We start from the raw sequence: 23,154 nt of genomic DNA, 5'->3' as shown, positions 1-23,154 counted from the left end.
CGGCAGGTGAGTGATGGATAAACTTCCGAATTATAGCGCGAATCCGCCTATCCGGCAATCGTCCATCCCTGCACCCGCCTGCCGTTCCCCTTAGGAAATTACAGACCCAGGGCGGCGATGCCGGCCTTGGCGATCTGCGCATCCTCGGTCGATTTCACGCCCGAGACGCCGACCGCGCCGACGGTGCGGCCGTCGACCACGATGGGCACGCCGCCTTCCAGCATGCCCTGCAGTTCCGGTGCGCTCAGGAAGGACACGCGGCCGTTGTTGATCATGTCTTCATAGATCTTCGATTCACGGCAGCCGAGGGCGGCGGTCTTGGCCTTCTGCGGCGCGATGTAGGACGAGATCGGGGCGGTACCGTCCATGCGCTGCAGCCACAGCAGGTGGCCGCCGTCGTCGACGATCGAGATCACGACGTTCCATTTATTGGTGACGGCTTCCTGCTCGGCGGCGGCGGCGATCTTCCTGGCGTCTTCGAGGGTCAGTACTGGCTTGGTTTGCATCGTGTCTTCCTTGTTGTCGTGGTGATGAATTCTTCAGGGGGCCGGGGTCAGCTGCATGGCCTTGAGCCTGGCCTTCAGCTGCGGCATGACGCTTGCTGCGGCCTGTTCGCCGGCCAGCACCGCCAGGTTGCGGCCGTTGAAGTCGGCGCTCCCCATCGCGCCCAGCGCCGGCGTGATGACGACGTCGGCTTCCTTCAGCTCGTGCTGGTTGAGGCGCTGGCCCATGATGGTAAAGGTCTGCATCAGGACGTCAAGCGAGCTGGCCGTGGCCTGGGCCTCGGTCGCGCTCGAGATGTTGACGGCGATGATGAACTCGGCGCCCATCTCCTTGGCGAAGCGCACCGGCACCGGCGCCACCAGGCCGCCGTCGACATAGGTCTTGCCGGCGATCCTGACGGGCTGGAACACGCTCGGCACGGCCGAGGAGGCGCGCACGGCCATGCCGGTGTTCCCGCGCCGGAACAGGATGGGCTGACCGGTCTTCAGGTCGGTCGCTACCGCGCCGAAGGGGATCTTGAGCTTTTCGATCGGCAGGTTGTGGACCGCCTTGTTGACGTAGGCCTGCAGCGCCTCCCCTTTCAGCACGCCGGACGACTTGCTGAAGAAAGGCAGGGCCCAGTCCGAGATCGAAGCCTCGTCCATCTCCATCGCCATCTTCTGCAGGGCGAAGCCGTTGTAGCCGTAAGCGTACATCGAGCCGACCACCGAGCCGGCGCTGGTGCCGACCACGATGTCGGGCACGATGCCCTGGGCTTCGAGGGCCTTGATCACGCCGATGTGGGCAAAGCCGCGCGCGGCGCCGCCGCCGAGGGCGAGGCCGATCTTCACATGGCGCGGCTGCGGTGCCGGGGCGGCGGCGATGGGTGCGGAAGGCTGGGTGGGAGCGCTGCCGCAGCCGGCAAGCAGCAGGGCCGCGGCCGTGGCGGACAGGAGGGAGCGTCGAGACAGCATGGATCCAGGAGGGTCGAATCGGTAAAAGACGATTGTAACCCGAGTCTGCTTGCTGCTGACGTAGATGAAGCTTAAGCCGCCCCACTCACCCCGGCAAGGAAGTATTCGGCAACACCGCCGTAAACACACTCCCCTGCCCCGCCTGCGAGGAAATGGTCAGCTTCCCGCCATGCCGCAGCAGCACGTGCTTGACGATCGCCAGCCCCAGCCCCGTGCCCTGGGTCTCGCGCGAGCGGCTCTTGTCGACGCGGTAGAAGCGCTCGGTCAGGCGCGAGATGTGCTGTTCGTCGATGCCGATGCCGGTGTCCGCCACCGAGAAGCGCAGGTCGTTCGCACCGCGCTCCCAGGCCAGCTTGATGCTGCCGCCTTCCGGCGTGTAGCGCACCGCATTGGTCGCCAGGTTGCCGAAGGCGCTGCGCAGTTCGTCCAGGCTGCCCATCACGTCCGGACCGTCGACGGTGAAGTCGATGGTGTGGCGGCCGTTCGACAGCGCGCGCGCATCCAGCGCCACCTGCTCGACCAGGGTCTTGACGTCGACCCGCTCGCGCTTGAGCGGATAGTCGCTCGATTCCAGGCGCGACAGGGTCAGCATGTCCTCGATCAGGCGCTGCATGCGCTGGGCCTGTTCGGTCATCAGCTTCAGGTGGGCCACGCGGGTACGCTCGTCCATCCCCGGGTCGGCCATGGCGATCTCGAGGAAGCCGACCACCACCGTCAGCGGCGTGCGCAGCTCGTGCGAGGCGTTGGCGATGAAGTCGCGGCGCATCGCCTCGATCCTTTCGGTCTCGGTGGCGTCGTGGGTCACCAGGATCTGCCGCCGGTTCTCGAAGGGGATGATCTGCACTACCAGCTTGCGGCCGCGGAAGGACAAGGTCAGCGGCTGCTCGTAGCGGCCGAGGATGATGTAGTCGATGAATTCCGGATGGCGGATCAGGTTGGTGACGCGGCGGCCCTTGTCCTTCTCCAGGGTCAGGCCCAGGTGGCGCTCGGCGGCCGGGTTGCACCACTCCAGGAACAGCACGTCGTCCATGATCGCCACCCCTTCCGGCAGCAGGTGCATGGCCTGGCGGAAGCGCGCCAGCCATTCGGCCAGCTCGTTCTGGTTACGCTCGTCGTCGCGGCGCAGTCTATACAAGCGGGCGAAGACATCGGTCCAGGAACCCCAGCCGTCGGGCAGGCGGCTGCTGTGCGGATGGTCCAGCCATTCGCCCAGCTGGTGCAGGTAGGCCAGTTGCACCACCAGCAGGGTCATGGTGATGAGCAGCGCCAGCGACAGCCCGGCCACCATGCCGAACAGCCACCAGGCGACGCCGGCGGCCAGGAACACGAGGCCCAGGCGCAGCAGCGCGGGCACCCAGAACAGCAGGCGCGGATGGATGCCGGCGGCCGCCGGCGCGGACGACGGCGTGGGCGCGGCGACGCTGGCGTCCGGCGTGGGCTCCTGAGCGGATTCGGGAGAGGATTCTGGAGCGGCTTGCACGGCTTACAGTTCTTTCTCGGTCAGCATGTAGCCGACGCTGCGGACGGTCTTGATCAGCTTTTCGGCTTCCTTCAGGGCCTTGCGAAGGCGCAGCACGTGGACGTCGACGGTGCGTTCCTCGACCGCCGAGGCATCGCCCCAGACCTTGTCCAGCAGCTGGCTGCGCGAGAACACGCGCTCGCGGTGGGCCATCAGGAACTTCAGCAGGCGGTACTCCGCATTGCCCATCTCGAGCTGGCGCCCGTCCAGGGTGACGGTGCAGCTGCCCGGATCCAGGGTCACCCGGCCGGCCGACAGCGGCGCCTCGGCCAGGTGCGGGCTCTTGCGCCGCAACAGGGCCTTGACCCGCGCCAGCAGCTCGCGCGGCGAGAAGGGTTTGGTGACGTAGTCGTCGGCGCCCGTGTTCAGGCCGGCGATCTTGTCCTCTTCCATGCTCTTCGCGGTCAGCATGATCACCGGGATGTCCTGGAAATCACGGTCGCCGCGCAGGCGCGACAGCAGCCGCAGCCCGCTCTGGTCGGGCAGCATCCAGTCCAGCAGCAAGAGGTCGGGACGTCCATGCACGATCGAATCCCAGGCCGCCGCCACGTTGGACGCCGTGCGGATCTCCCAGCCGGTCTCGCGCAGCGAGTAGCTCACCAGCTCGACGATCGCCGGTTCATCCTCGACGATCAGGACACTCGTGTTGGCCGCCATCCGCTCAGCTTTCCGCCTGGCTGACCAGGGCCGGTTTCGAGTGGCGGATATCGCGTCCCTCGACCACGTAGATCACGTATTCCGCGATGTTCTTGGCGTGGTCGCCGATGCGCTCGATCGCTTTCGCCACCCACAGGGTGTCGAGGGCCGAGGAGATGGTGCGCGGGTCTTCCATCATGAAGGTGATCATGTTGCGCAGGATGGTGCGGAATTCATAGTCGATCTCGTCGTCCTGGGCGATGATCTGCAATGCCTGCTTGCCGTCGAGGCGGGCGAAGGCGTCGAGGGCGTCGTGCAGCATGTCGGCGGTGTTGCGCGAGATGGTGCGCACGATGTCGTAGTGGTTGAAACCGATCATGCCGCGCTCGTGCAGGCTCTTGGCGGTGCGCGCGATCTTGCTGGCTTCGTCGCCGATGCGCTCGAGGTCGGTGATCACCTTGATCGTCGCCATCACGGTGCGCAGGTCGTTCGCGGCCGGCTGGCGGCGAACGATCAGGTGGCTGCAGGCGTCGTCCAGCTGCACTTCGAGCTGGTTCACGGCCTGGTCGTCGCCGATCACCTTGTCGGCCTGGTCGGCGTTACCGACGCGGAAGGCCTCGATCGCCTCGTCGAACTGGGTTTCCACCATGCCGCCCATGAGCAGCACCTTGGAACGGATGGCTTCCAGTTCCTGGTCGTACTGCTTTGATGAATGTTCGCCTACCATGTCATTGTTCCTGTCGAATATCGTTATATTAACTTGTCAGCACGCTGCTAGCCTAACGAGGGGCTCTACAACCGTAGCGAGCGGCCGCAGGGGTGGCCGAGAAGCGCAGCCGTACATCCGGTACGGCGAGCATCGCAGGCCGCCCCTGCCGCCGCGCAGTAGGTTGTAGAGTCCCTTATCCAAAGCGGCCGGTGATGTAGTCTTGCGTCTCTTTTTTGGACGGATTCATGAACAGCTGGTCCGTCTCGCCGAACTCGACCAGCTCGCCCAGGTACATATAGGCGGTGTAGTCCGAGCAGCGCGCCGCCTGCTGCATGTTGTGGGTCACGATGGCGATCGTGTAGTCGCCCTTCAGCTCGCTGATCAGTTCCTCGATCTTCGCGGTCGAGATCGGGTCCAGCGCCGAGGTCGGTTCATCCAGCAGCAGCACGTCCGGCTTGACCGCCACGCCGCGCGCGATGCACAGGCGCTGCTGCTGGCCGCCCGACAGCGACAGGCCGCTCTTGTTCAGCTTGTCCTTGACCTCGGCCCACAGCGCCGCCTTCTTCAGCGCCCATTCCACGCGCTCGTCCATCTCGCCCTTCGACAGGTTTTCATATAAGCGAACCCCGAAGGCGATGTTGTCGTAGACCGACATCGGGAACGGGGTCGGCTTCTGGAACACCATGCCGACTTTCGCGCGCAGCATGTTGACGTCCACGCCCGGCTCCAAAATATTGCGTCCGCGGTAGAGGATCGATCCCTCTGCGCGCTGCCCTGGATACAAATCGTACATGCGGTTCAGGGTCCGCAGCAGGGTCGACTTGCCGCAGCCCGAGGGACCGATGAAGGCCGTGACCTGTTTGTCGTGGATGTCGAGGCTGACGTTCTTCAGGCTCTTGGTCTTCCCGTAGTAGAAGTCCAGGCCCTGGACTTCGATGGTCTTGGCTTTCGGCTTGTTCACGGTCGCTTTGGCGTTCGCGGTGGAGATGGCGGCTTGGGTCATCATGATCATGTTATTGCGGGTTCTTTTGGCGGAACAGGGTCCGCGACAGGATATTCAGGAGCAGCACGCTGAAGGTCACCAGCAGGGCCGCGCCCCAGGCGATCGACTGCCAGTCTTCGTAGGGGCTCATGGCGAAGCGGTAGATGACCACCGGCAGGTTGGCCATCGGCTGGTTCATGTCGGCCGTGAAGAACTGGTTGTTCAGGGCGGTGAACAGCAGCGGCGCGGTTTCGCCGGAGATGCGGGCCACGGCCAGCAGCACGCCGGTCACGACGCCCGCCTTCACCGCGCGCAGGCGCACCGTGGTCGCCACCTTCCAGCGCGGCGCGCCGAGGGCGAAGGCCGCTTCGAGCAGGCTGTTCGGCACCAGGTGCAGCATGTTGTCGGTGGTGCGCACCACCACCGGAATCGCGATCAGCGACAGCGCCAGGGTGCCGGCATAGCCCGAGAAGTGGCCCATCCGCGGCACCAGCAGCGCGTAGACGAACAGGCCGACCACGATCGAGGGCGCCGACAGCATGATGTCGGTGACGAAGCGGGTGACGGCGGCGAACTTGTTGTTCTGGCCGAACTCGGCCAGGTAGATGCCGGCCAGGATGCCGACCGGGGTGCTGACCAGGGCGGACAGGCCGACCATCAGCAGACTGCCGACGATGGCGTTGCGGATGCCGCCCTCGCTGCCCGGCGCCGGCGTGTCCAGCGAGAACAGGGTATGCGAGAGCGCACCGAAACCGTGCACCAGCAGGGTGAACAGGATCCAGGCCAGGAAGCCCAGGCCGACGACCATCGCCAGCACCGACAGTGCGATGCCGATGCGGTGGCCCAGCAGGCGGCGGCGGTAGACCGGATTCATGACGCCTTCCATTTATTTTGCTCCTTCTTTGCGGGACATACCCAGCAACATCAGTTTGGCGGCCGACAGCACGATGAAGGTGATCGCGAACAGGATCAGGCCCAGCGCGAACAGCGAAGACACGTGCAGCGGCGAGCTGGCCTCGGCGAATTCGTTGGCCAGGGTCGACGAAATCGAGTTGCCGGCGGCAAACAGCGACCAGGAGATCTCGTTGGCGTTGCCGATCACGAAGGTGACGGCCATGGTCTCGCCGAGCGCGCGGCCGAGACCCAGCATGACGCCGCCGACCACGCCGTTACGGGTATAGGGCAGCACGATCTTGCGCACCACTTCCCACTTGGTGCAGCCGAGGCCGTACGCCGATTCCTTCAGCACCGCGGGGACGATCTCGAACACGTCGCGCATCACGGAAGCGATGAAGGGGATGATCATGACGGCCAGGATGATGCCGGCGGTGAGGATGCCCAGGCCCATGGTCGGGCCCTGGAACATCTTGCCGACGAAGGGCAGCAGGCCGAGGGTCTTTTTCAGCAGCGGCTGGATGTGGTCGCCGAAGAAAGGCGCGAACACGAACAGGCCCCACATGCCATAGATGATGGAAGGGACGCCGGCCAGCAGCTCGACCGCAGTGCCCATCGGGCGCCGCAGCCAGGTCGGGCAGATCTCGGTCAGGAACAGGGCGATGCCGAAGCTGATCGGCACGGCCACCAGCAGCGCGATGACCGAGGTGGCCAGGGTGCCGGTGATGGCGATCAGGGCGCCGAACTGGTCGTTGACCGGGTCCCATTCGTTGGTGACGATGAAACGCGCGCCGAATTCACGGAAGGCCGGCGCCGCGCCGATCGCCAGCGAGACGATGATCCCGACCAGCACCAGCAGCACGGAAGCCGCGAACAGCAGGGTGACTTTATGGAAGAAGAAGTCCTGGATGCGCTGCTTGCGCATGGTGTTGCGCAGGCGGGCAGCGCCGGCGTCGTCCAGGGCTGCCTGATCTGCTGCGATCGCGGTTTGTGCGCTCATGTGTTTATTCAATTTTTTGAACCGTTTGCACGTGGTTCCCGCCTACGCGGGAACCACGTGGTCAATCCTTACCAGATCGCCTTACCCGAAGCATCCTTCAGATTGGCCTTCCAGGCGTCCTGCACCAGCTTGTTCACGCTGTCCGGCATCGGCACGTAGTCCAGGTCGGCCGCTGCGGCGCCGCCGTGCTTGAAGGCGTAGTCGAAGAACTTCAGCACTTCCTTGCCCTTGGCGGCGTCTTCCTGGGTCTTGTGCACCAGGATATAGGACACGCCGGTGATCGGCCAGGCAGCCTTGCCCGGCTGGTCGGTCAGGACCACCGAGAAGCCCGGGGTCTTGGCCCATTCGGCGTTGGCGGCGGCGGCCTTGAAGGCGTCGTCGTCCGGCTGCAGGAAGACGCCGTCGCGGTTCTTCAGCTGGGTGTGGCTCATCTTGTTCTTCTTCGAGTAAGCCCACTCGACGTAGCCGATCGAGCCCTTGATGCGCTGGACGTTGGCGGCGACGCCGTCATTGCCCTTGCCGCCCACGCCGGTGGCCCACTTCACCGCGGTGCCGGCGCCGATCTTGGCCTTGAATTCCGGGTTGGTCTTCGACAGGTAGTCGGTGAACAGGAAGGAGGTGCCCGAGCTGTCGGCGCGGTGCACGACGGTGATGTCTTCGGCCGGCAGCTTGACGCCCGGGTTCAGGGCGGCGATGGCCTGGTCGTTCCACTTGGTGATCTTGCCGAGGAAGATGTCGGCGACGACCGGACCGGTCAGCTTCAGCTGGCCGGGAGCGATGCCGTCCAGGTTCACCACGGTCACCACGCCGCCCATGATGGCCGGGAACTGGAACAGGCCGGCCTGGTTCAGCTCGTCGGCTGCCAGCGGCATGTCGGAGGCGCCGAAATCGACGGTCTTGGCCTTGATCTGCTTGATGCCGGCGCCCGAGCCGACCGACTGGTAGTTGAGGCCGTTGCCGGAGGCCTTCTTGTACATCTCCGCCCACTTGGCGTAGATCGGGTACGGGAAGGTAGCGCCCGCACCGGTGATGTCCGCTGCCAGGGTCGCGGTGCTCGCGAAGGCGGCCGAGGTGCCGATGATCAGGGTTGCCAGCAGTTGCTTCATGCGCATATCAGGTCCTTGGTTACTTGGTTAAGGGTGGTGACGCCGTGCTAATGCTGCGCAGTGTAGTAGGCGAATATGACGGCTTTATGACATGGCCGTCATGGATGTCATATAGGGCGGACGGCACTATGCGGAACAGCGGAAATCGATCCTTGTAAATGCCTTATTCTCTGCTACCGTGAAGGTGTAGGGACTGTATGGAGGGTTTGATCAGCGTGCGCACGCCACGCCAGCCGAGCGTGCGGAATCATCGGGGAGGACTCGCCAAACGGCGTTTATGTCGATGTTGGCCTTGATTGCAGTCGGAGCAGTATTGGCAGGGATCGCCGGACTGGTGATCTTCGAAGCCATCAGCGAGGGCCATGGAGGCTCGGAGAAGTTGACGGACCGCTATCACGAATAGCAGCGAAGGCTTGATAGCCTGAAAACCGAAGCGGCGAGGCCCAATGGGCGCTCGCCGCTTTCATTTTTTATCGAGGAAAACTCAGCGCAGGAAGCGCGAAAGCTGGGTCATGGCGTTCAAATCCAGGTTCAGGAACTGGAACCCGACCTTGAAATCGCCGCCGCTGAAGATGCAATAGATGACTTTGGCGCGCGCCGCGATCGGCGCCAGCTTGCCGTCGACCAGCAGGTCGAAGCTGAGCTGCCCCGCCTGCCCCACCTGCAGCGGATAATCCACCGCGATGCTGACGCCGTTGGAGCCGACGTCCGAGGTCCGTCCCGGGATCGGCCCCATGCCCTCCATCGCGACAACCGCCTTCACCTTCACGATCTTGCGTCCCGACTGCCTTTGATCTTTCATTACCTTTTTACCTTGACCACTCATCAAACGAGCCAGGGATTATAAAGGTTCAGTCGAGCTCCCGCAGCTTGCTGAAGGCTTCGTCGATGCGTTCGACCGCGACGATGGTCATGCCTTCGATCTTCTGCTTCGGCACATTCGATTTCGGGATCACGGCAATCGAGAAGCCCAGCTTGGCGGCTTCGCGCAGGCGTTCCTGACCGCGCGGGGCCGGACGGATCTCGCCGGCCAGGCCGACTTCGCCGAACACCACCAGCCCGCGCGGCAGCGGTTTGTTACGCATCGATGAATTAATGGCAAGCAGCACCGCGAGGTCGGCCGCCGGTTCCGCGATCTTCACGCCGCCGACCGCGTTGATGAACACGTCCTGGTCGAAGGCGGCGATGCCGGCGTGGCGGTGCAGCACCGCCAGCAGCATCGCCAGGCGGTTCTGTTCGAGGCCGACAGACAGCCGGCGCGCATTCGGCAGGTGGCTGGCGTCCACCAGCGCCTGGATCTCGACCAGCAGCGGCCGCGTGCCTTCCTGGGTCACCATCACGCAGGATCCCGGCACCTGGCTGTCGTGCTGGGACAGGAACAGCGCCGAGGGATTCGACACACCCTTCAAGCCCTTTTCCGTCATCGCGAACACGCCCAGCTCGTTGACGGCGCCGAAGCGGTTCTTGATCGCCCGCACCAGGCGGAAGCTGCTTTGCGTGTCGCCCTCGAAGTACAGCACGGTGTCGACGATGTGCTCGAGCACGCGCGGGCCGGCCAGCGCGCCCTCTTTCGTGACGTGGCCGACCAGGATGATGGTGATGCCGGTCTGCTTGGCCACCCGGGTCAGCTGGGCCGCGCATTCGCGCACCTGGGAGACCGAGCCCGGCGCCGAGGTCAGCGCGTCCGAGTACAGGGTCTGGATCGAGTCGATCACGGCCACCTCCGGCTTGAGGTCGGCCAGGGTGCCGAGGATCTTCTCGAGCTGGATCTCGGCCTGCAGCTTCAGGTCCTTGGCCTCGACCTGCAGGCGCTTGGCGCGCAGGGCGATCTGGGCGCCCGATTCCTCGCCCGATACATACAGGGTGTTGCGGCTCGCGGCCAGGTTGGACAGCGCCTGCAGCAGCAGGGTCGACTTGCCGATGCCGGGGTCGCCGCCGATCAGCACCACGCCGCCGGCCACCAGGCCGCCGCCCAGCACGCGGTCGAATTCCTCGATGCCGGTGCCGAAGCGCGGCACGTCGAGCGCCTCGATGTCCTTCAGCGACAGCACCGGCGCGGTCTGCGCCAGGCTCTTGTGCATCTGGGGCGTCTGCGACATGCGGTTCAGGCCGGCGGTCTCGACCTGCTCGGTCATGGTATTCCAGGCCTTGCAGTCCGTGCACTGGCCGGTCCAGCGGCTCGCCACGGAGCCGCAATCGCTGCAGACGAAACTGGTACGGGATTTTGCCATTGCTTGTTCTCTTATATTAGAGCGCTCTCAGTCGGTTCCGAGGCGGCCTTCGCCTACGCGCACGCGCGGTGCCAGGGCGCACATCAATTCATAGCCGATCGTCCCGGCGCTGGCCGCGACTTCGTCCACGGGCAAGCCGTCGCCCCACAGGACGACCTTGCTGCCGACCCGCGCGTTGGCGACCGGGGTCAGGTCGACCGTCATCATGTCCATCGACACCCGGCCCACGAGACGGGTCCGGACGCCGTCCACCAGCACCGGCGTGCCGTGCTCGGCGTGGCGCGGATAGCCGTCCGCGTAGCCGCAGGCGACCACCCCGATCGTCATCGGCGCTTCCGCCACGAAGCGGCTGCCGTAGCCGACCGTGTCGCCGGCCTCGATCCGCTGGATCCCGATCAGCTCCGATTTCAGGGTCATGGTCGGCAGCAGGCCGTAATCGCGCGCCGAAGCGCCGCCCGGGGTGCCGCCGTACAGCATCACGCCGGGACGGACCCAGTCGTTGTGCAATTCCTTGGCGAGTTCCGCCTGGTGCAGCACGCCGCCGGAATTCGACAGGCTGCGCTGCCCTTCCAGGCCGGCCGCCCCTTCGCGGAAACGGCGCACCTGCTCGGTAATCGACAGGCGCGGGTGCTCCAGCTCGTCGGCGTTGGCGAAATGGGTCATCAGGGTGATGTTGCGGATGCCGGGAATGGCGCGCAGGCGCTTGTAGGCGGCCGCGTACTCGCCGGGACGGAAGCCGAGCCGGTTCATCCCCGTGTTCATCTTCAGGTGGACGTCGATCGGGCGGTAGAGCTGGGTATATTCCAGCATCTGGATCTGCTCCAGGCAGTGCACCGCGCTATTGATATTGTGCTCGGCCAGCAGCGGCACGTCGGAGGCGTCGAAAATACCCTCCAGCAGCAGGATCGGCTTGACCCAGCCCATTTCGCGCAGGCGCAGGGCGTTCTCGGTCTCGATCAGGGCCAGGCCGTCGGCCTGGGCGAAACCGCGCATGCCGCGCTCCAGGCCGTGACCGTAGGCATTCGCCTTGACCACCGCCCACACCCTGGCGGTCGGCGCGCAGGCGCGGGCGCGGGCCAGGTTGTGCTGCATGGAATCGAGATGGATGAGGGCGTGGATCGGGCGTGGCATAGGGCGGAGATGGGGTCGAAACTGGCGAACGGAAGTGCTATTTTAGCGCCAACTCGGCGCCAACCGTGGCCGCTGCTGTTGAAATGGCGTGTTGTCGATTTCTTTGGCGCGGCGGGCTTTCATGGTATAAAGCAACCCACACTAGCTTTTAGAACGTTTCGAATGATCCGTGGTTTTTATACCATCATGGCGGCGCAGTTTTTTTCGTCGCTCGCAGATAGTGCGCTGTTGTTCGTCGCCATCGATCTGCTTGCAGCGATGCATGCGCCACCGTCGCTGATTCCTCTGTTAAAACTCTCATTCGTCCTGTTCTACGTCCTCCTGGCTCCTTTCGTCGGCGCATTTGCCGATTCGATGCTCAAGGGCCGGGTGATGTTCATTGCCAATCTCATCAAGATTTTCGGCTGCGGCCTCGTGTTCACCGGCATTCATCCGCTGCTCGCTTATGCCGTGGTCGGCTTCGGCGCGGCCGTGTACTCGCCTGCCAAATACGGCATCCTGACCGAACTGCTGCCGCCGGAAAAGCTCGTCGTCGCCAACGGCTGGATCGAAGGCTTGACGGTGCTGTCGATTATCCTGGGCACCGCGTTTGGCGGCGCCCTCGTCAGCCCGATGGGCGGCGCCTGGCTTGTGGGTCTGCACCTGCCCGTCATCCAGAACATCATCGCGACGCCGAGCCAGGCCTCGCTGGCCGTGCTGATCGGCGTGTACATCCTGGCGGCCATTTTCAACCTTGGCGTTCCAGACACGGGCGCGCGCTATGATCACCAGGAGCGCAACCCGACCAGGCTGATTGCAGACTTCGCCAACTGCTCGGCCACGCTGTGGAAGGACAAGCTGGGCCAGATCTCGCTGGCCGTCACCACGCTGTTCTGGGGTGCCGGCGCGACGCTGCAACTGATCGTCATCAAGTGGGCCGAACGTTCGCTGAAAATGCCGCTGGATAAGTCGAGTTTCCTGATCGGCACCTTCGCACTGGGCGTCGCCGCAGGCGCCGCGGCCGCGGCCAAGATCATCCCGCTGAAGAAATCGCTGACCGTGATTCCGCTGGGCGTCGTCATGGGCCTGGTCGTGACCAGCATGACCCTGGTGCATTCGGTGACGGTCGCCGTGCCCCTGCTGATGATCATCGGCCTGCTGTCCGGCTTCTTCGTGGTGCCGATGAACGCCCTGCTGCAGCACCGCGGCCACGTGCTGATGAGCGCCGGCCACTCGATCGCGGTACAGAACTTCAACGAGAACCTGTCGATCCTGACCATGCTGGCGGTATACGCCATCATGCTCACGCTGAACCTGGACCTGAACATCATCATCGTCCTGTTCGGCTGCATGCTCGCCGGCCTGATGCACATGATCGGCCGCCGCCACGCCGCCAACCAGCGCGAGCACGACTCGCTGGCGCTGATCGGCGAGCACAAGCACTAAAAATTCGGGGTCAGAGCACTTTTCCGCTTTAATTCGGGGTCAGAGCACTTTTTTGGGCAATTGCTCCGAAGAGTGAGGCCCCGAGGCTCATGAAATATTCTTTCAATATTTTTCTAAAAATGAAAGAATATTTCATCCATTTGCCGAATCTCTTGAGTGCGCCTTCCGCACGGCCATGTTCCCAAAAATCGCTCTGACCCCGAATTGAAGGGAAAATGTGCTCTGACCCCGAATTTTAGGGGTGCGGGCGGGTGACGGCGCGTTCGCGCCAGTCGTCGGGGACGATAAAGCCGCGCTCGGTTTCGATGATGGCGCCCTGGCCGTTGATGCCGCCGTTGGCCCGACCATCGCGGACCAGCGCCACCAGCACCGGCGTGCCCGAGCTGGCGAAATGGTCGGCGAGTTCGGCCACCAGCTGGGCGCGGTCCAGCATCCAGGTCGCGGACGAGGCGCGGAAAGGCGGTAGCCACTGCAGGCGCGGCAGGATCAGGAAGCGGTCGGCGTCCATCTGCTCCAGTTCGGACAGCGCGCACCAGAAGCCGCGGCAGTGGCCGGCGCTGATGCCGTTCATGGCGAAATAGCTCCCGGCCGGATAGAACAGCCAGCCTTTCACCAGGGCCTTGGCACTGGTCACCGGGCGCGGCAGCACTTCCTGGGCGGCCGGATGGCTTCCGAGCTGCAGCTGGCGATCGAACACCTTGCGCATCTTGCGGCCCAGGCTGTCGGCCAGGTTGGGGCCGACGAAGTTGTCGAAGCTGGCCGCGAGGCCCTCGTGCGCCTCGCCCTGCAGCAGATAGAACTTGGTGGCGAACTCGATGTGCTCGAGGCCATCCGGGCCGGCATCGAGCAGGAAGTCGAATTCGCCGATGGTGGCGTCGCGCCCGGCGCGCACTTGCAAGCCATGGGCCACCAGCCTGCCCTGCCGCGCGAAATAGAAGGCCATCAGCTTTTCGGCGTACAGGCCGAGGCGCGTGGTCATCTTGGCGCCGAGCGCTTCGTCGAGCGCGGACGGATCCTGGTCCAGGGCGACCAGCCAGCGCTCGGTTTCCAGCGTCATCGGCCCGAGGGTCGCGATCCGGCCTTCCCAGTGCGGGTCGTGGATGTCGAGCAGGTCGGGCGCGTCCAGCAGCCAGGCCAGGGCCCTTACCCTGGCGCGCCGCAGGTGGCTCCAGCGGCGCTCGAAATGCGCCTGGTAGTTGTCAGCCGCGCCGCGCACGGCTTGCCCTTGCCGCACACAGGTCTGCCCAGGCCAGCGCCTTGTCGCCGCCGCGCCGCAGCAGCTCGCCCGGATGCAGGGTCGCGACCAGGGTCGCCTCGCCGTCCCGCAGCGGATACGGCTTGCCGCGCACGCCGGCCAGCGGCTCCGCCAGCGGACGCCCCAGCAGAGTATTGGCGGCGATCTGGCCCAGGGTCTGCACGGTGCCGGCGCCGGTCAAGGCCAGCTCGCGCTCCAGGTAGGGACGGCAGGCCGCCGCCTCCTCGGACGTCGGCGCGCGATCGCCGCCGGCGGACGTGGTCGGGCGGCACTTGATCAGGTTGGTGATGTAGACATCGCGCTCGCGCGACAGCTCGACCGCGGCCAGCATATTGTCGAGCAGCTTGCCCGGATCGCCGGCGAGCGGGATGCGGGCCTTTTCGTCGGCCGCCGTGGTCGCCCCGGCCGCCACCAGCCAGCGCGCCTTCTTCGACCCCGTGCCCGGCACCGGCGCACGGCCGTCGCGGCAGGCGCTGCAGCGGCGGCAGGCGGCGATCGCCAGCTGCAGCCGGTCCCAGTCCATCTGCGCGATTTCTTCCGGCGTGGCATCGAGCGGCAGCGCGGCATCGTCCCAGGCGAGGTCTTCGGGCGCCACTGGTGCCAGGGCCGATACCGACTGGGCGACCGGCTGCAGCGGACGCGGCCCCTGCTCCGCCGGACGCGGCGCAGGCGCGCGTGACGGTGCAGGTACCGCTACAGGTGCGGGCGCGGCGAACGCATCCTCGGCCGCATCCGGCGGCGCAGCCGGTGCAACCGGCGCGGCTTCCGCCACCACCGCCTCCACGGCCTGCTCCAGGGCAGCCGCCTCCTCCAGCGGCGCCGCAGCCTCGACGGCCGGCGCCACCGGCGCATCCCGCAAATGCCACAGCGGCGTGATCCCCATCTCCGCCAGGAAGACGGCGTCGCGGTCGGCCAATCCGTTCATAGTACATACCTCATCACGATCGCATCCTCGCGGCGTCCCTCATGGGCGGGATAATACCCCTTGCGGCGCCCGATATGCGTGTAGCCGTAGCGCTCGTAGACCTTCAGCGCGCGTTCGTTCGACGGCCTCACCTCGAGCAGGATCGAGGCCATGCCCATCGCCCGCGAACGCGCCGCGATCCGGTCCAGCAGGTGACGTCCCAGGCCGGTGCCATGGCGCGCGCCGCACACGGCGACGTCCAGCAGGTGGGCTTCGTCCACTGCATACATCAGCAGGAAGTAGCCGGCCAGCGGACCTTCGTCCGGTTCGCGCAGCACCCAGGCATCGTAGCCGCTGGCCAGCGAATCGACGAAATTGCCGCGGCTCCAGGGATGCGGGAACACGCTCTGTTCGAGGGCATGGACCTCGTCGATGTCCGCCGCCGTCATCGGCCGCAATGCCAGGGACTGCTGCGCGCGAAAGTCCATCAGCCGCCCGCCTTGGCCGCGTTGATCGCCTGGCGCTCGGCGCTGGTATAGGCGACCTTGTTGCGCAGGTAGAGGGGCTGGGCCTGGTCGGCCGGCACCGCCAGGCCGGCGGCCAGCGCGCCCACGCCCAGCACGGCCATCTCGCGCGCGTGCGGCAGCATGTCGCCGATGGCGTTCGCGGCGAAGTCCTTGCCGGCGAAAGCGTCCGGATAGGCCGCGAAGCCGTTGCCGCAGGCGGCCAGGCCGGCGGCCGGCAGCGGCGCGACGTCCTGGGGCGCGCACAGGGCGGGCGCCGACACTTCGCTCCAGCCGCCATCCCGATAACGGTACTGGGCCCAGTAGACTTCGCCCATGCGCGCATCCAGCACCGCCAGCACCTCGGTCGCCCCGGTGCGGGCGCGGCAGGCTTCGGCCATCGCCTCCAGGGTCACCAGCGGCAGCACCGGCAGGCCGGCGCCGAAGGCCAGGCCCTGGGCCACGCCGCAGGCGGTGCGCACGCCGGTGAAGGAACCGGGACCGGCGCCGAAAGCGACGGCGTCGCAGTCAGCCAGCGCGACGCCGGCTTCGCGCAGCAGGTCCTGCACCATCGGCAGCACGGATTGCGAGTGGGTGCGGACCCCGGAGGATTCGCGGGCGAGGACGATGTGCGGCAGCGCGTCGCTATTGAACAGCGCGCAGGAAGCCAGTTCGGACGAGGTTTCGATGGCAAGGATGATAGGCATGCCGTATTTTAACCCGTGGCGCCTGTCGGCCAAAAGCCGTAAAATCCGGCCCATGCAAAGCCTGACTCTCGAGCCCGACAATCGCGAACAGCTCGCCGCCGCCCTGGACGGCGAAGGCTGGGTCGTCGCCTGCCTGTGCGCCGCCTGGTGCGGCACCTGCTCGTCCTACCGCGCCGCCTTCGACGGCCTGGCCGCGCGCCACCCGGACAAGACCTTCGTCTGGATCGACATCGAAGACCAGGCCGACGTGGTCGGCGACCTCGACGTCGAGAACTTCCCTACCCTGCTGCTGCAGCGCCGCGACATGGTCGCCTTCTTCGGTACCATGCTGCCGGATGCGAACCTGGCCGACCGCCTGGTGCAGTCCCAGGCGGCGCTGGCGGACGAGGAACTGGCGCGCCTGGCGACGTCGAGCGAGGAGCGGCGCGTGTGGCAGCGGGATGCCAATTTGCGCGTGTTATTAAACAACGCCGAATAATTACGCCAGACGCAAGGGCAAACTCCGCAAACGCTGCCCGGTCAATTTGAACAGCGCGCTCGCCACCGCCGGCGCCACCGGCGGCGTGGCCGGCTCGCCCATCCCCTCGGGCGCTTCCATGCTCGGCACGATCACGGTCTCGACCAGCGGCGCCTCGCTCATCCTCAGCACCGGATAATCGCCGAAGTTGCCCTGCTGGACGCGGCCGTCCTTCAGCGTGATCTCGCCGCCGAGCGCCGCCGACAGGCCGAACACCACCGCCGACTCGACCTGCTGGGCCACGATGTTCGGATTCACGACGATGCCGCAATCGACCGCGCACACCACGCGGTGCACGCGGATCTGCTTCCCGATGACCGACACCTCGGCCACCTGCGCCACGATGCTGCCGAAGGACTGGTGCACCGCCACGCCGTGCGCGCGCCCGTCCGGCGCGGTGCCGGCCTTCGCCAGCGCCGCCTCCAGCACCGCCAGGTGGCGCGGATGCCCGCGCAGCAGTTCGCGCCGCAGCTGCACCGGGTCCTTGCCGGCCGCGTGCGCGACTTCGTCGAGGAAGCCCTCCTTGAAGAAGGCGTTGTGCGAGTGGCCGACCGAGCGCCAGTAACCGATCGGCACCGCGCTGCCGGCGATCACGTGGGCGATGCGGCGGTTCGGGATCGCGTACTGCATGTCGTACTCGCCCTCGGCCGTGGTCTTGTCGGGGCCGATGCCCGGCAAACCGAGGTTGCGCGGGAAGTACTGGTGGCCGATCGCGCCGCTGACGGATTTGTTATCCCAGGCCAGCACCCTGCCCTCCGCGTCCAGCCTGGCCGTGAAGCGCGCCAGCGCCTGCGGGCGGTAGACGTCATGGGTGATGTCGTCCTCGCGGGTCCAGATCAGCTGCACCGGCTGGCCGCTCAGTTGGCCGCTGAGCGCTTTTGCGATCGCCACCGCCTGCGCCACCATATCGGTTTCCAGGCGCCGGCCGAAACCGCCGCCCAGCAGCATCAGGTCGAGCGAGACGTCGGCGCGATCGACGCCGGCCACCCTGGCCGCGACCTCGACCGCCACGCTCGGCACCTGGGTCGAGCTCCACAGTTTGAGCTTGCCGTCCTTGAGCTGGGCCGTGCAGTTGATCGGCTCCATGGTGGCGTGGGCCAGGAAGGGCGCGCGGTATTCGGCCTGGATCGTCTGCGCCGAACCCTGCACGTCCTGGCTGCCGCTCTCGAAATAGGTGAAGCCGGTTTCGCTGTCGAGCAGCTTCGCGAAGTCCGCGAAGATCGCCTCGCTGGACAGGCCCGCGTGCGGGCTGGCGCTCCATTCCACCGGCAGGCTTGCCGCGGCCTGCCTGGCCTGCCACCAGGTCTTCGCCACCACCGCCACGCCGGCGCCGGCGCCGGAGAACTCCGGCAGCGCGGACGAGACCTCGACCACTTTCACGACGCCCGGCATCGCCATCGCCTTGGCGGCATCGAAGGAAGCGACGCCGGCGCCGACCACCGGCGCCATCTTCACTGCCGCATACAGCATGCCGGGCACGCGGGCGTCGATGCCGAACAGCGCGCTGCCGTTCACCTTGGCCGGGCTGTCGCGGCGCGGCACGGGCTGGCCGATCAGGCGGAACTCGGCCGGGGTCTTCAGGCGCACGTCGCCCGCTTCGATGTCGGCACCGACCACCGCGGCACGTGCCGCCAGTTCGCCGTAGCCGAGACGCCGCCCGTCCGGGTGCAGGACGTAGCCGTCGCGGGTGGACAGGCGCGCCGCATCGAGCTTCCATTGCTCGGCCGCCGCCCGCACCAGCATCGCGCGCGCCACGGCGCCGGCCTCGCGCATCGGCCCCCAGGCATCCTTCACGCTGGTCGAACCGCCGGTGAACATCAGGCCCAGCTCGCGCCCGACCTTCCCCATCACCCACTGCACGCCCTGCCTGACGCTGCCGCGGTCGTCGGGGTGGAAAGGCAGGTTCTCGCGCAGGACGGTGAGATTGCCGAAGATCTTGTCGATCGGCGCCTGCGAAATCCGCACATTGGCCAGCGGCGCATCGAGTTCCTCGGCCAGCAGCATCGGCAGCGCGGTGTTCACGCCCTGCCCCATCTCGCTGCGCGGGACGACCACCGAGACGGTGCCGTCGGCCGCGATCGCGACCCAGCCGTTGAGGGCAACGGCGCCGGCCTCCACGGCCAGCGGGCTGGCGCTGCGCAGGCGCTGGCGCGGCGGCGCGCAGCCCCAGCCGACCAGCAGCGCGCCGCCGGCGGCCAGTCCACCCAGCAGGAAACGGCGCCTGCCGCGCGCAGGCTTGCCTGCCTCAGTCCGGTCCTGCTCCGGCGTATTCGAGTCTCGCATTCGTGTTCTGTCCCCATTGTGCCAACAGCTGCTCCGGCGGCATGGGCCGGGCATACAGGTATCCTTGCGCGCGCCGGCAGCCGTGCCGCAGCAGGAAGGCGGCCTGCTCGCCGGTCTCGACGCCCTCGGCGATCACCGCCAGGTTCATGCTCTTGCCGAGCTGGATGATGGCGATCGCGATCGCCTCCTCGTTTTCCTTATTGGTCGCGTCGGTCGAGATGTCCCGGATGAAGCTGCGATCGATCTTCAGGGTCTGCACCGGCAGCTGCTTCAGGTAGGCCAGCGACGAGTAGCCGGTGCCGAAATCGTCGATCGCCAGTTCGACGCCGATCGCGTGCAGCTCATTAATATACTGCATCGCGTCGCCGGTGTTCATGATCACCGACTCGGTCACCTCCAGCTGCAGGCGGTGCGCTGGCAGGCCGGTCTCGCGCAGCACCCGCTCGACACCGGCGGCCAGGCCGCCGCGGTCGAACTGGCGCGCCGACAGGTTGACCGCGATCTTCGGCACCACCAGGCCGGCCTCGTCCCAGCACCTCATCTGGCGGCAGGCCTGTTCCAGCACCCAGCCGCCGAGCTGGTTGATGAAGCCGATGTCCTCGGCCAGCGGAATGAAGCGGTCCGGCCCCAGCTGGCCCAGCTCCGGGCTGTTCCAGCGCACCAGGGCCTCGACCCCGATCAGGCACCCGCTGTCGATCTCGACCTGGGGCTGGTAGGCCAGCCAGATCTCGTCCTTCTCGATCGCGCGGCGCAGCAGGGCTTCCAGGCGCAGGCGCTCGACGCCCTCGCCGTCCATCGACGGCGCGTAGAAGGCATAGCCGTTGCGGCCGCGCGCCTTGGCCTGGTACATGGCGACGTCGGCGTTGCGGATCAGGACGTTCAGGTCGGAGGCATCCTGGGGAAAGAGGCTGATGCCGACGCTGCCGGTGACGAACAGCTCGTAATCCGACACCAGCGCCGGCTGCTCGAACAGGCGCATCAGCTTTTCCGCCACCATGCGCGCGCCGCGCTCGCCGTCGACATCCTCGAGCAGCACGATGAACTCGTCGCCCCCCAGGCGCGCCAGGGTGTCGCCGTCGCGCAGGCAGCCGGACAGGGTGGCCGCGACCTGCTTGAGCAGCTCGTCGCCGATGTGGTGGCCGAGGGTGTCGTTGACGTTCTTGAAGCGGTCCAGGTCGATGAAGATCACGGCCAGCTGCTCGTCCCCGCGCGCCGCGCGCGTCATCGCATGCTGCAGGCGGTCGTGGAACAGCAGGCGGTTCGGCAGGCCCGTGAGCGGATCGTGGTGGGCCAGGTGGTCGAGCTTTTCCTGCGATTCCTTCAGCTTGGTGATGTCGCTGAACACGCAGACGTAATGGGTCACCGTATCGCAGTCGTTACGCACCGCCGACACCGTCAGCCACTCGAGATAGACCTCGCCGCTCTTGCGGGTGCTCCAGATCTCGCCGCGCCAGAAGCCGGTCTCGGCGAGGGCGCGCCACAGGGCGTCGTAGAATTCCGGCGCATGGCCGGCGCTGCTGGCCAGGCTGGCGCGGGTCAGGCCCGATTCCCTGCCCAGCGCCTCGCTCTCGGTATAGCCGGTGATCTGGGTGTAGGCCGGGTTGACGGCGACGATCCGGCCATGCACGTCGATCACCATCACGCCGTCGGCGATGTGCTCGAGCACGGTGGCGGCCAGGCGCAGTTTTTCCTCGGCCTGGCGGCGCCCGGTGACGTCCGCGTAGACCCAGATGCTGTCGCCATGCGGGCGCTCCGGATCGACCGCGCGGCCGCTCACCTGGCACATGAACAGGCTGCCGTCGCGGCGGCGGTAAAGGTGCTCGGTGCTGAACTCCTTGCCGCCGGCGAGGACGGCCTCGCTGGCGGCGATGCCGCGCTCGTAGGCCTCGATGTCCTCGAACAGCACCGCGATCGATTCGCCGACCAGCTCTCCCTCCTCGTAGCCGAACAGCTCGTCGAAGCGGCGGTTGGTCGAGACGATGCGCAGGTCGCGCTCCTGGACGATGCCGAACATGACATTGTCGAGCACCGCCTCCTGCTCCGCCAGCAGGGCTTCGATGCGCATCTCGTTGTGCTTGCGCTCGCTGATGTCGGAGATGATGCCGTCGATCCAGAAGGCGGCGTCGCCGTTCTGGCCCACCGGCTGGCCGCTCTCCAGCACCCAGCGCTCGACGCCGTGGGCATCGACGATCCGGTATTCGATCTCGTAGGGCAGCGCCGCCAGCACCGCTTCCTTGGCCAGGCGCCGCCGCATGCGCCGGTCTTCGGGCGCGACGATGTCGGACCAGCGGTCGGTGTTGGCGCTCATGAACAGGCGCGCCGGATAGCCGGAGATGTCCTTGATGGCGTCGCTGACGAAGTCGATGCTGCCGCCCGGGCGGGCGCGGAACACGGCCCCCGGCACCTGGGTCACGATGGTGCGGAAACGCTCCTCGCGGCGGCCGATGTCGGCGAACAGTTCGCGGATCGCGAGCCGCATGGTGTCCATCTGCGCGCCCAGGCGTCCCAGCTCGTCGCGCGAGGCCGGCACCAGCGGGGTGTCGAAGTCGCCGCGCGCGAGGCGGTCGGAAAAGCCGGTCAGGCTGCGCAGCGGCGCCAGCAGGCGGCGCTTGAGCAGCATGACGATCAGCAGCAGCGAGACCGCCAACTGCACCGCCAGTACGCCGGCATAGCGCCACTGCTTGAGGCGCAGGTCGTGCTGGCTGCGGCTGTCGTCCATCTCGACCAGCACGTGGCCGATCGGCTGGCCGTGCACGATCACGGTCCGCTCGGTGCGGAACACCTGGCCCTCGGCGGCGGCGGGGGCGCGCTGGTCGATGAAATCCTCGTCGGCCTGGGCCCGCACCTGCACGTGCAGCACGGCCGGGTCGCGCATCACCGATTCGACCAGCGAACCGGCGGCGTCGGCGTTCATGTTCCACAGCGATTCCTGCATGCCGAGTGCGAGGATGTCGGCATTGCGCTGCAGGGTCTCGTCCAGCATGGTGCGCGCGGCCTGGCGCTCCTGCACCACGACCAGGAAATAGCTGCCCACCAGGGCTGGCACCACCAGCCCGCCGAGCACCATCAGCAGCAGCGCGCCGTACAGCGAACGCCCATACAGGTGCAGCGGCCGCAGGGGCAGCACGCGCTTGGCGACTCTGGACATGAACCTGGAAGCAAACATGGCAGACAGGACGCCAGCGCCCGGAAGCGCCAGCGGATAGGTGTGGATTGCTTGTTTAGTGTTGGCAGATTATGCACACAAAGTTGCCACAAGTCAGCAAATTGTCACGACCGGAAGGCGTATGGACGCGAAGCGTGACCGTGCAGCCACGTTTCGGTATTGCTATGATGCGTCACCACTACTATATAGAAGGAGATGAACGATGAGCTTGTCGATGTATTCCGCATCGGTGCCGGTGTTCCGGCAGGTGCTGGGCAGCCTGTCGGCGATCCTGGACAAGGCCGAGTCCCATGCCGACCTGAAGAAGATCGAGCCGCAGGCCCTGTTGCAGGCGCGCCTGTTCCCGGACATGTTCCCGCTGCTGCGCCAGGTACAGGTGGCGGCCGATTTCGCCAAGGGCACGGTGGCGCGCCTGGGCGGCGTCGAGGTGCCGCGCTACGAAGACGTCGAAACCGACTTCGCCGGCCTGCGCGAGCGCATCGGGAAGACCCTGGCCTTCATCGACAGCGTGCCGCGCGACGCGATCGAGGCCGGCGCCGGCCGCGAGATCACGGTGGGCACGGGCGCCAACCAGCGCCAGTTCAGCAGCGGCCAGCCCTACCTGCTGCACTACGCCCTGCCGAACTTCTACTTCCACGCGACGACCGCGTACGACATCCTGCGCCATAACGGGCTGGAGATCGGGAAGCGCGATTTTATCGGGAGCTTCTGAACGCCGTTCCCGCGAAA

General features: G+C 66.5%; 21 protein-coding genes. 3 read left to right on the top strand and 18 right to left on the bottom strand.

Going from position 1 to position 23,154, the window contains the following annotated elements; translation table 11 throughout:
- Nucleotides 1-98: 98 nt before the first annotated feature.
- The 12 genes from AC1DOP_RS07775 to alr all read right to left on the bottom strand — a co-directional run bounded on the left by AC1DOP_RS07775 (nt 99) and on the right by alr (nt 11,665).
- Entirely contained in the window at nt 99-506 is a 408-nt protein-coding gene (locus AC1DOP_RS07775) for a GlcG/HbpS family heme-binding protein (protein WP_442123156.1), read from the bottom strand.
- Nucleotides 507-539: 33 nt separating this feature from the next.
- Nucleotides 540-1,457, bottom strand: coding sequence for a patatin-like phospholipase family protein (locus AC1DOP_RS07770; RefSeq protein ID WP_442123157.1), 918 nt, complete (start codon nt 1,455-1,457; stop codon nt 540-542).
- An 85-nt stretch (nt 1,458-1,542) separates the two neighbouring features.
- Nucleotides 1,543-2,835, bottom strand: a complete 1,293-nt coding sequence (gene phoR, locus AC1DOP_RS07765; RefSeq protein ID WP_442123234.1) for a phosphate regulon sensor histidine kinase PhoR — start codon at nt 2,833-2,835, stop codon at nt 1,543-1,545.
- Nucleotides 2,836-2,940: 105 nt separating this feature from the next.
- Nucleotides 2,941-3,633 (bottom strand): response regulator, encoded by a 693-nt coding sequence (locus AC1DOP_RS07760; RefSeq protein WP_442123158.1) that lies wholly within the window; start codon nt 3,631-3,633, stop codon nt 2,941-2,943.
- 4 nt (nt 3,634-3,637) lie between these two features.
- Nucleotides 3,638-4,339 (bottom strand): phosphate signaling complex protein PhoU, encoded by a 702-nt coding sequence (gene phoU / locus AC1DOP_RS07755; RefSeq protein ID WP_442123159.1) that lies wholly within the window; start codon nt 4,337-4,339, stop codon nt 3,638-3,640.
- A 175-nt stretch (nt 4,340-4,514) separates the two neighbouring features.
- Nucleotides 4,515-5,324, bottom strand: coding sequence for a phosphate ABC transporter ATP-binding protein PstB (pstB, locus tag AC1DOP_RS07750; RefSeq protein ID WP_442123235.1), 810 nt, complete (start codon nt 5,322-5,324; stop codon nt 4,515-4,517).
- 10 nt (nt 5,325-5,334) lie between these two features.
- Complete coding sequence (pstA, locus tag AC1DOP_RS07745; protein ID WP_442123160.1) at nt 5,335-6,189, bottom strand: phosphate ABC transporter permease PstA; 855 nt, start codon at nt 6,187-6,189, stop codon at nt 5,335-5,337.
- Nucleotides 6,190-7,197, bottom strand: a complete 1,008-nt coding sequence (gene pstC / locus AC1DOP_RS07740; RefSeq protein ID WP_442123161.1) for a phosphate ABC transporter permease subunit PstC — start codon at nt 7,195-7,197, stop codon at nt 6,190-6,192.
- Nucleotides 7,198-7,265: 68 nt separating this feature from the next.
- Nucleotides 7,266-8,309, bottom strand: a complete 1,044-nt coding sequence (gene pstS, locus AC1DOP_RS07735) for a phosphate ABC transporter substrate-binding protein PstS (RefSeq protein WP_442123162.1) — start codon at nt 8,307-8,309, stop codon at nt 7,266-7,268.
- Between the two features lie 478 nt (nt 8,310-8,787).
- Nucleotides 8,788-9,105 (bottom strand): PilZ domain-containing protein, encoded by a 318-nt coding sequence (locus AC1DOP_RS07730; RefSeq protein WP_442123163.1) that lies wholly within the window; start codon nt 9,103-9,105, stop codon nt 8,788-8,790.
- Nucleotides 9,106-9,154: 49 nt separating this feature from the next.
- Nucleotides 9,155-10,534, bottom strand: a complete 1,380-nt coding sequence (gene radA / locus AC1DOP_RS07725; RefSeq protein WP_442123164.1) for a DNA repair protein RadA — start codon at nt 10,532-10,534, stop codon at nt 9,155-9,157.
- A gap of 27 nt (nt 10,535-10,561) precedes the next feature.
- Nucleotides 10,562-11,665: an alanine racemase gene (gene alr / locus AC1DOP_RS07720; RefSeq protein ID WP_477250665.1), complete on the bottom strand. Its 1,104-nt coding sequence runs from the start codon at nt 11,663-11,665 to the stop codon at nt 10,562-10,564.
- A gap of 162 nt (nt 11,666-11,827) precedes the next feature.
- Between alr and lplT the strand changes: the two genes are divergently transcribed.
- Complete coding sequence (gene lplT, locus AC1DOP_RS07715) at nt 11,828-13,090, top strand: lysophospholipid transporter LplT (RefSeq protein ID WP_442123166.1); 1,263 nt, start codon at nt 11,828-11,830, stop codon at nt 13,088-13,090.
- 235 nt (nt 13,091-13,325) lie between these two features.
- Here lplT and AC1DOP_RS07710 read toward each other — a convergent pair whose 3' ends face one another.
- From AC1DOP_RS07710 to tsaB, 4 genes are read right to left on the bottom strand one after another with little or no spacing between them, the layout of a single operon-like run.
- A complete protein-coding gene (locus AC1DOP_RS07710) occupies nt 13,326-14,306 on the bottom strand; it encodes a DUF1853 family protein (RefSeq protein ID WP_477250664.1) in 981 nt (326 codons plus the stop codon).
- Nucleotides 14,290-15,270, bottom strand: a complete 981-nt coding sequence (locus AC1DOP_RS07705) for a uracil-DNA glycosylase (RefSeq protein ID WP_477250663.1) — start codon at nt 15,268-15,270, stop codon at nt 14,290-14,292. Before AC1DOP_RS07705 ends, AC1DOP_RS07710 begins: the two co-directional genes overlap by 17 nt.
- On the bottom strand, nt 15,267-15,737 hold the full coding sequence (rimI, locus tag AC1DOP_RS07700) for a ribosomal protein S18-alanine N-acetyltransferase (RefSeq protein WP_477250662.1): 471 nt from the start codon (nt 15,735-15,737) through the stop codon (nt 15,267-15,269). The genes AC1DOP_RS07705 and rimI overlap by 4 nt, the downstream gene beginning before the upstream one ends.
- A complete protein-coding gene (gene tsaB, locus AC1DOP_RS07695) occupies nt 15,737-16,459 on the bottom strand; it encodes a tRNA (adenosine(37)-N6)-threonylcarbamoyltransferase complex dimerization subunit type 1 TsaB (protein WP_442123170.1) in 723 nt (240 codons plus the stop codon). The genes rimI and tsaB overlap by 1 nt, the downstream gene beginning before the upstream one ends.
- A 52-nt stretch (nt 16,460-16,511) precedes the next feature.
- On the opposite strand from tsaB, the gene AC1DOP_RS07690 reads away from it, so the two are divergent.
- Nucleotides 16,512-16,937 (top strand): thioredoxin family protein, encoded by a 426-nt coding sequence (locus AC1DOP_RS07690; RefSeq protein ID WP_442123171.1) that lies wholly within the window; start codon nt 16,512-16,514, stop codon nt 16,935-16,937.
- On the opposite strand, the gene AC1DOP_RS07685 is transcribed toward AC1DOP_RS07690, so the two are convergent.
- Both AC1DOP_RS07685 and AC1DOP_RS07680 read right to left on the bottom strand, forming a co-directional pair.
- Entirely contained in the window at nt 16,938-19,259 is a 2,322-nt protein-coding gene (locus tag AC1DOP_RS07685; protein ID WP_477250661.1) for a xanthine dehydrogenase family protein molybdopterin-binding subunit, read from the bottom strand.
- Nucleotides 19,222-22,407: a sensor domain-containing protein gene (locus AC1DOP_RS07680; RefSeq protein WP_442123173.1), complete on the bottom strand. Its 3,186-nt coding sequence runs from the start codon at nt 22,405-22,407 to the stop codon at nt 19,222-19,224. Before AC1DOP_RS07680 ends, AC1DOP_RS07685 begins: the two co-directional genes overlap by 38 nt.
- Nucleotides 22,408-22,627: 220 nt before the next feature.
- Here AC1DOP_RS07680 and AC1DOP_RS07675 point away from each other — a divergent pair, with 220 nt between their 5' ends.
- Nucleotides 22,628-23,137, top strand: coding sequence for a DUF1993 domain-containing protein (locus AC1DOP_RS07675; RefSeq protein WP_442123174.1), 510 nt, complete (start codon nt 22,628-22,630; stop codon nt 23,135-23,137).
- Nucleotides 23,138-23,154: the final 17 nt, after the last annotated feature.

The sequence above is a fragment of the Massilia sp. 01N410 genome (assembly GCF_056399665.1).
The sequence above is the reverse complement of the archived record's forward strand: the minus strand, read 5'-3'. Positions and strand labels throughout refer to the sequence as shown.

Coding starts and splice junctions, on each gene's coding strand:
- AC1DOP_RS07775 (WP_442123156.1), bottom strand. CDS start 506: ATGCAAACCAAGCCAGTACTGACCCTCGAAGACGCCAGGAAGATCGCC.
- AC1DOP_RS07770 (WP_442123157.1), bottom strand. CDS start 1,457: ATGCTGTCTCGACGCTCCCTCCTGTCCGCCACGGCCGCGGCCCTGCTG.
- AC1DOP_RS07760 (WP_442123158.1), bottom strand. CDS start 3,633: ATGGCGGCCAACACGAGTGTCCTGATCGTCGAGGATGAACCGGCGATC.
- phoU (WP_442123159.1), bottom strand. CDS start 4,339: ATGGTAGGCGAACATTCATCAAAGCAGTACGACCAGGAACTGGAAGCC.
- pstB (WP_442123235.1), bottom strand. CDS start 5,324: ATGACCCAAGCCGCCATCTCCACCGCGAACGCCAAAGCGACCGTGAAC.
- pstA (WP_442123160.1), bottom strand. CDS start 6,189: ATGGAAGGCGTCATGAATCCGGTCTACCGCCGCCGCCTGCTGGGCCAC.
- pstC (WP_442123161.1), bottom strand. CDS start 7,197: ATGAGCGCACAAACCGCGATCGCAGCAGATCAGGCAGCCCTGGACGAC.
- pstS (WP_442123162.1), bottom strand. CDS start 8,309: ATGCGCATGAAGCAACTGCTGGCAACCCTGATCATCGGCACCTCGGCC.
- AC1DOP_RS07730 (WP_442123163.1), bottom strand. CDS start 9,105: ATGAAAGATCAAAGGCAGTCGGGACGCAAGATCGTGAAGGTGAAGGCG.
- radA (WP_442123164.1), bottom strand. CDS start 10,534: ATGGCAAAATCCCGTACCAGTTTCGTCTGCAGCGATTGCGGCTCCGTG.
- alr (WP_477250665.1), bottom strand. CDS start 11,665: ATGCCACGCCCGATCCACGCCCTCATCCATCTCGATTCCATGCAGCAC.
- lplT (WP_442123166.1), top strand. CDS start 11,828: ATGATCCGTGGTTTTTATACCATCATGGCGGCGCAGTTTTTTTCGTCG.
- AC1DOP_RS07705 (WP_477250663.1), bottom strand. CDS start 15,270: ATGAACGGATTGGCCGACCGCGACGCCGTCTTCCTGGCGGAGATGGGG.
- rimI (WP_477250662.1), bottom strand. CDS start 15,737: ATGGACTTTCGCGCGCAGCAGTCCCTGGCATTGCGGCCGATGACGGCG.
- tsaB (WP_442123170.1), bottom strand. CDS start 16,459: ATGCCTATCATCCTTGCCATCGAAACCTCGTCCGAACTGGCTTCCTGC.
- AC1DOP_RS07690 (WP_442123171.1), top strand. CDS start 16,512: ATGCAAAGCCTGACTCTCGAGCCCGACAATCGCGAACAGCTCGCCGCC.
- AC1DOP_RS07685 (WP_477250661.1), bottom strand. CDS start 19,259: ATGCGAGACTCGAATACGCCGGAGCAGGACCGGACTGAGGCAGGCAAG.
- AC1DOP_RS07680 (WP_442123173.1), bottom strand. CDS start 22,407: ATGTCCAGAGTCGCCAAGCGCGTGCTGCCCCTGCGGCCGCTGCACCTG.
- AC1DOP_RS07675 (WP_442123174.1), top strand. CDS start 22,628: ATGAGCTTGTCGATGTATTCCGCATCGGTGCCGGTGTTCCGGCAGGTG.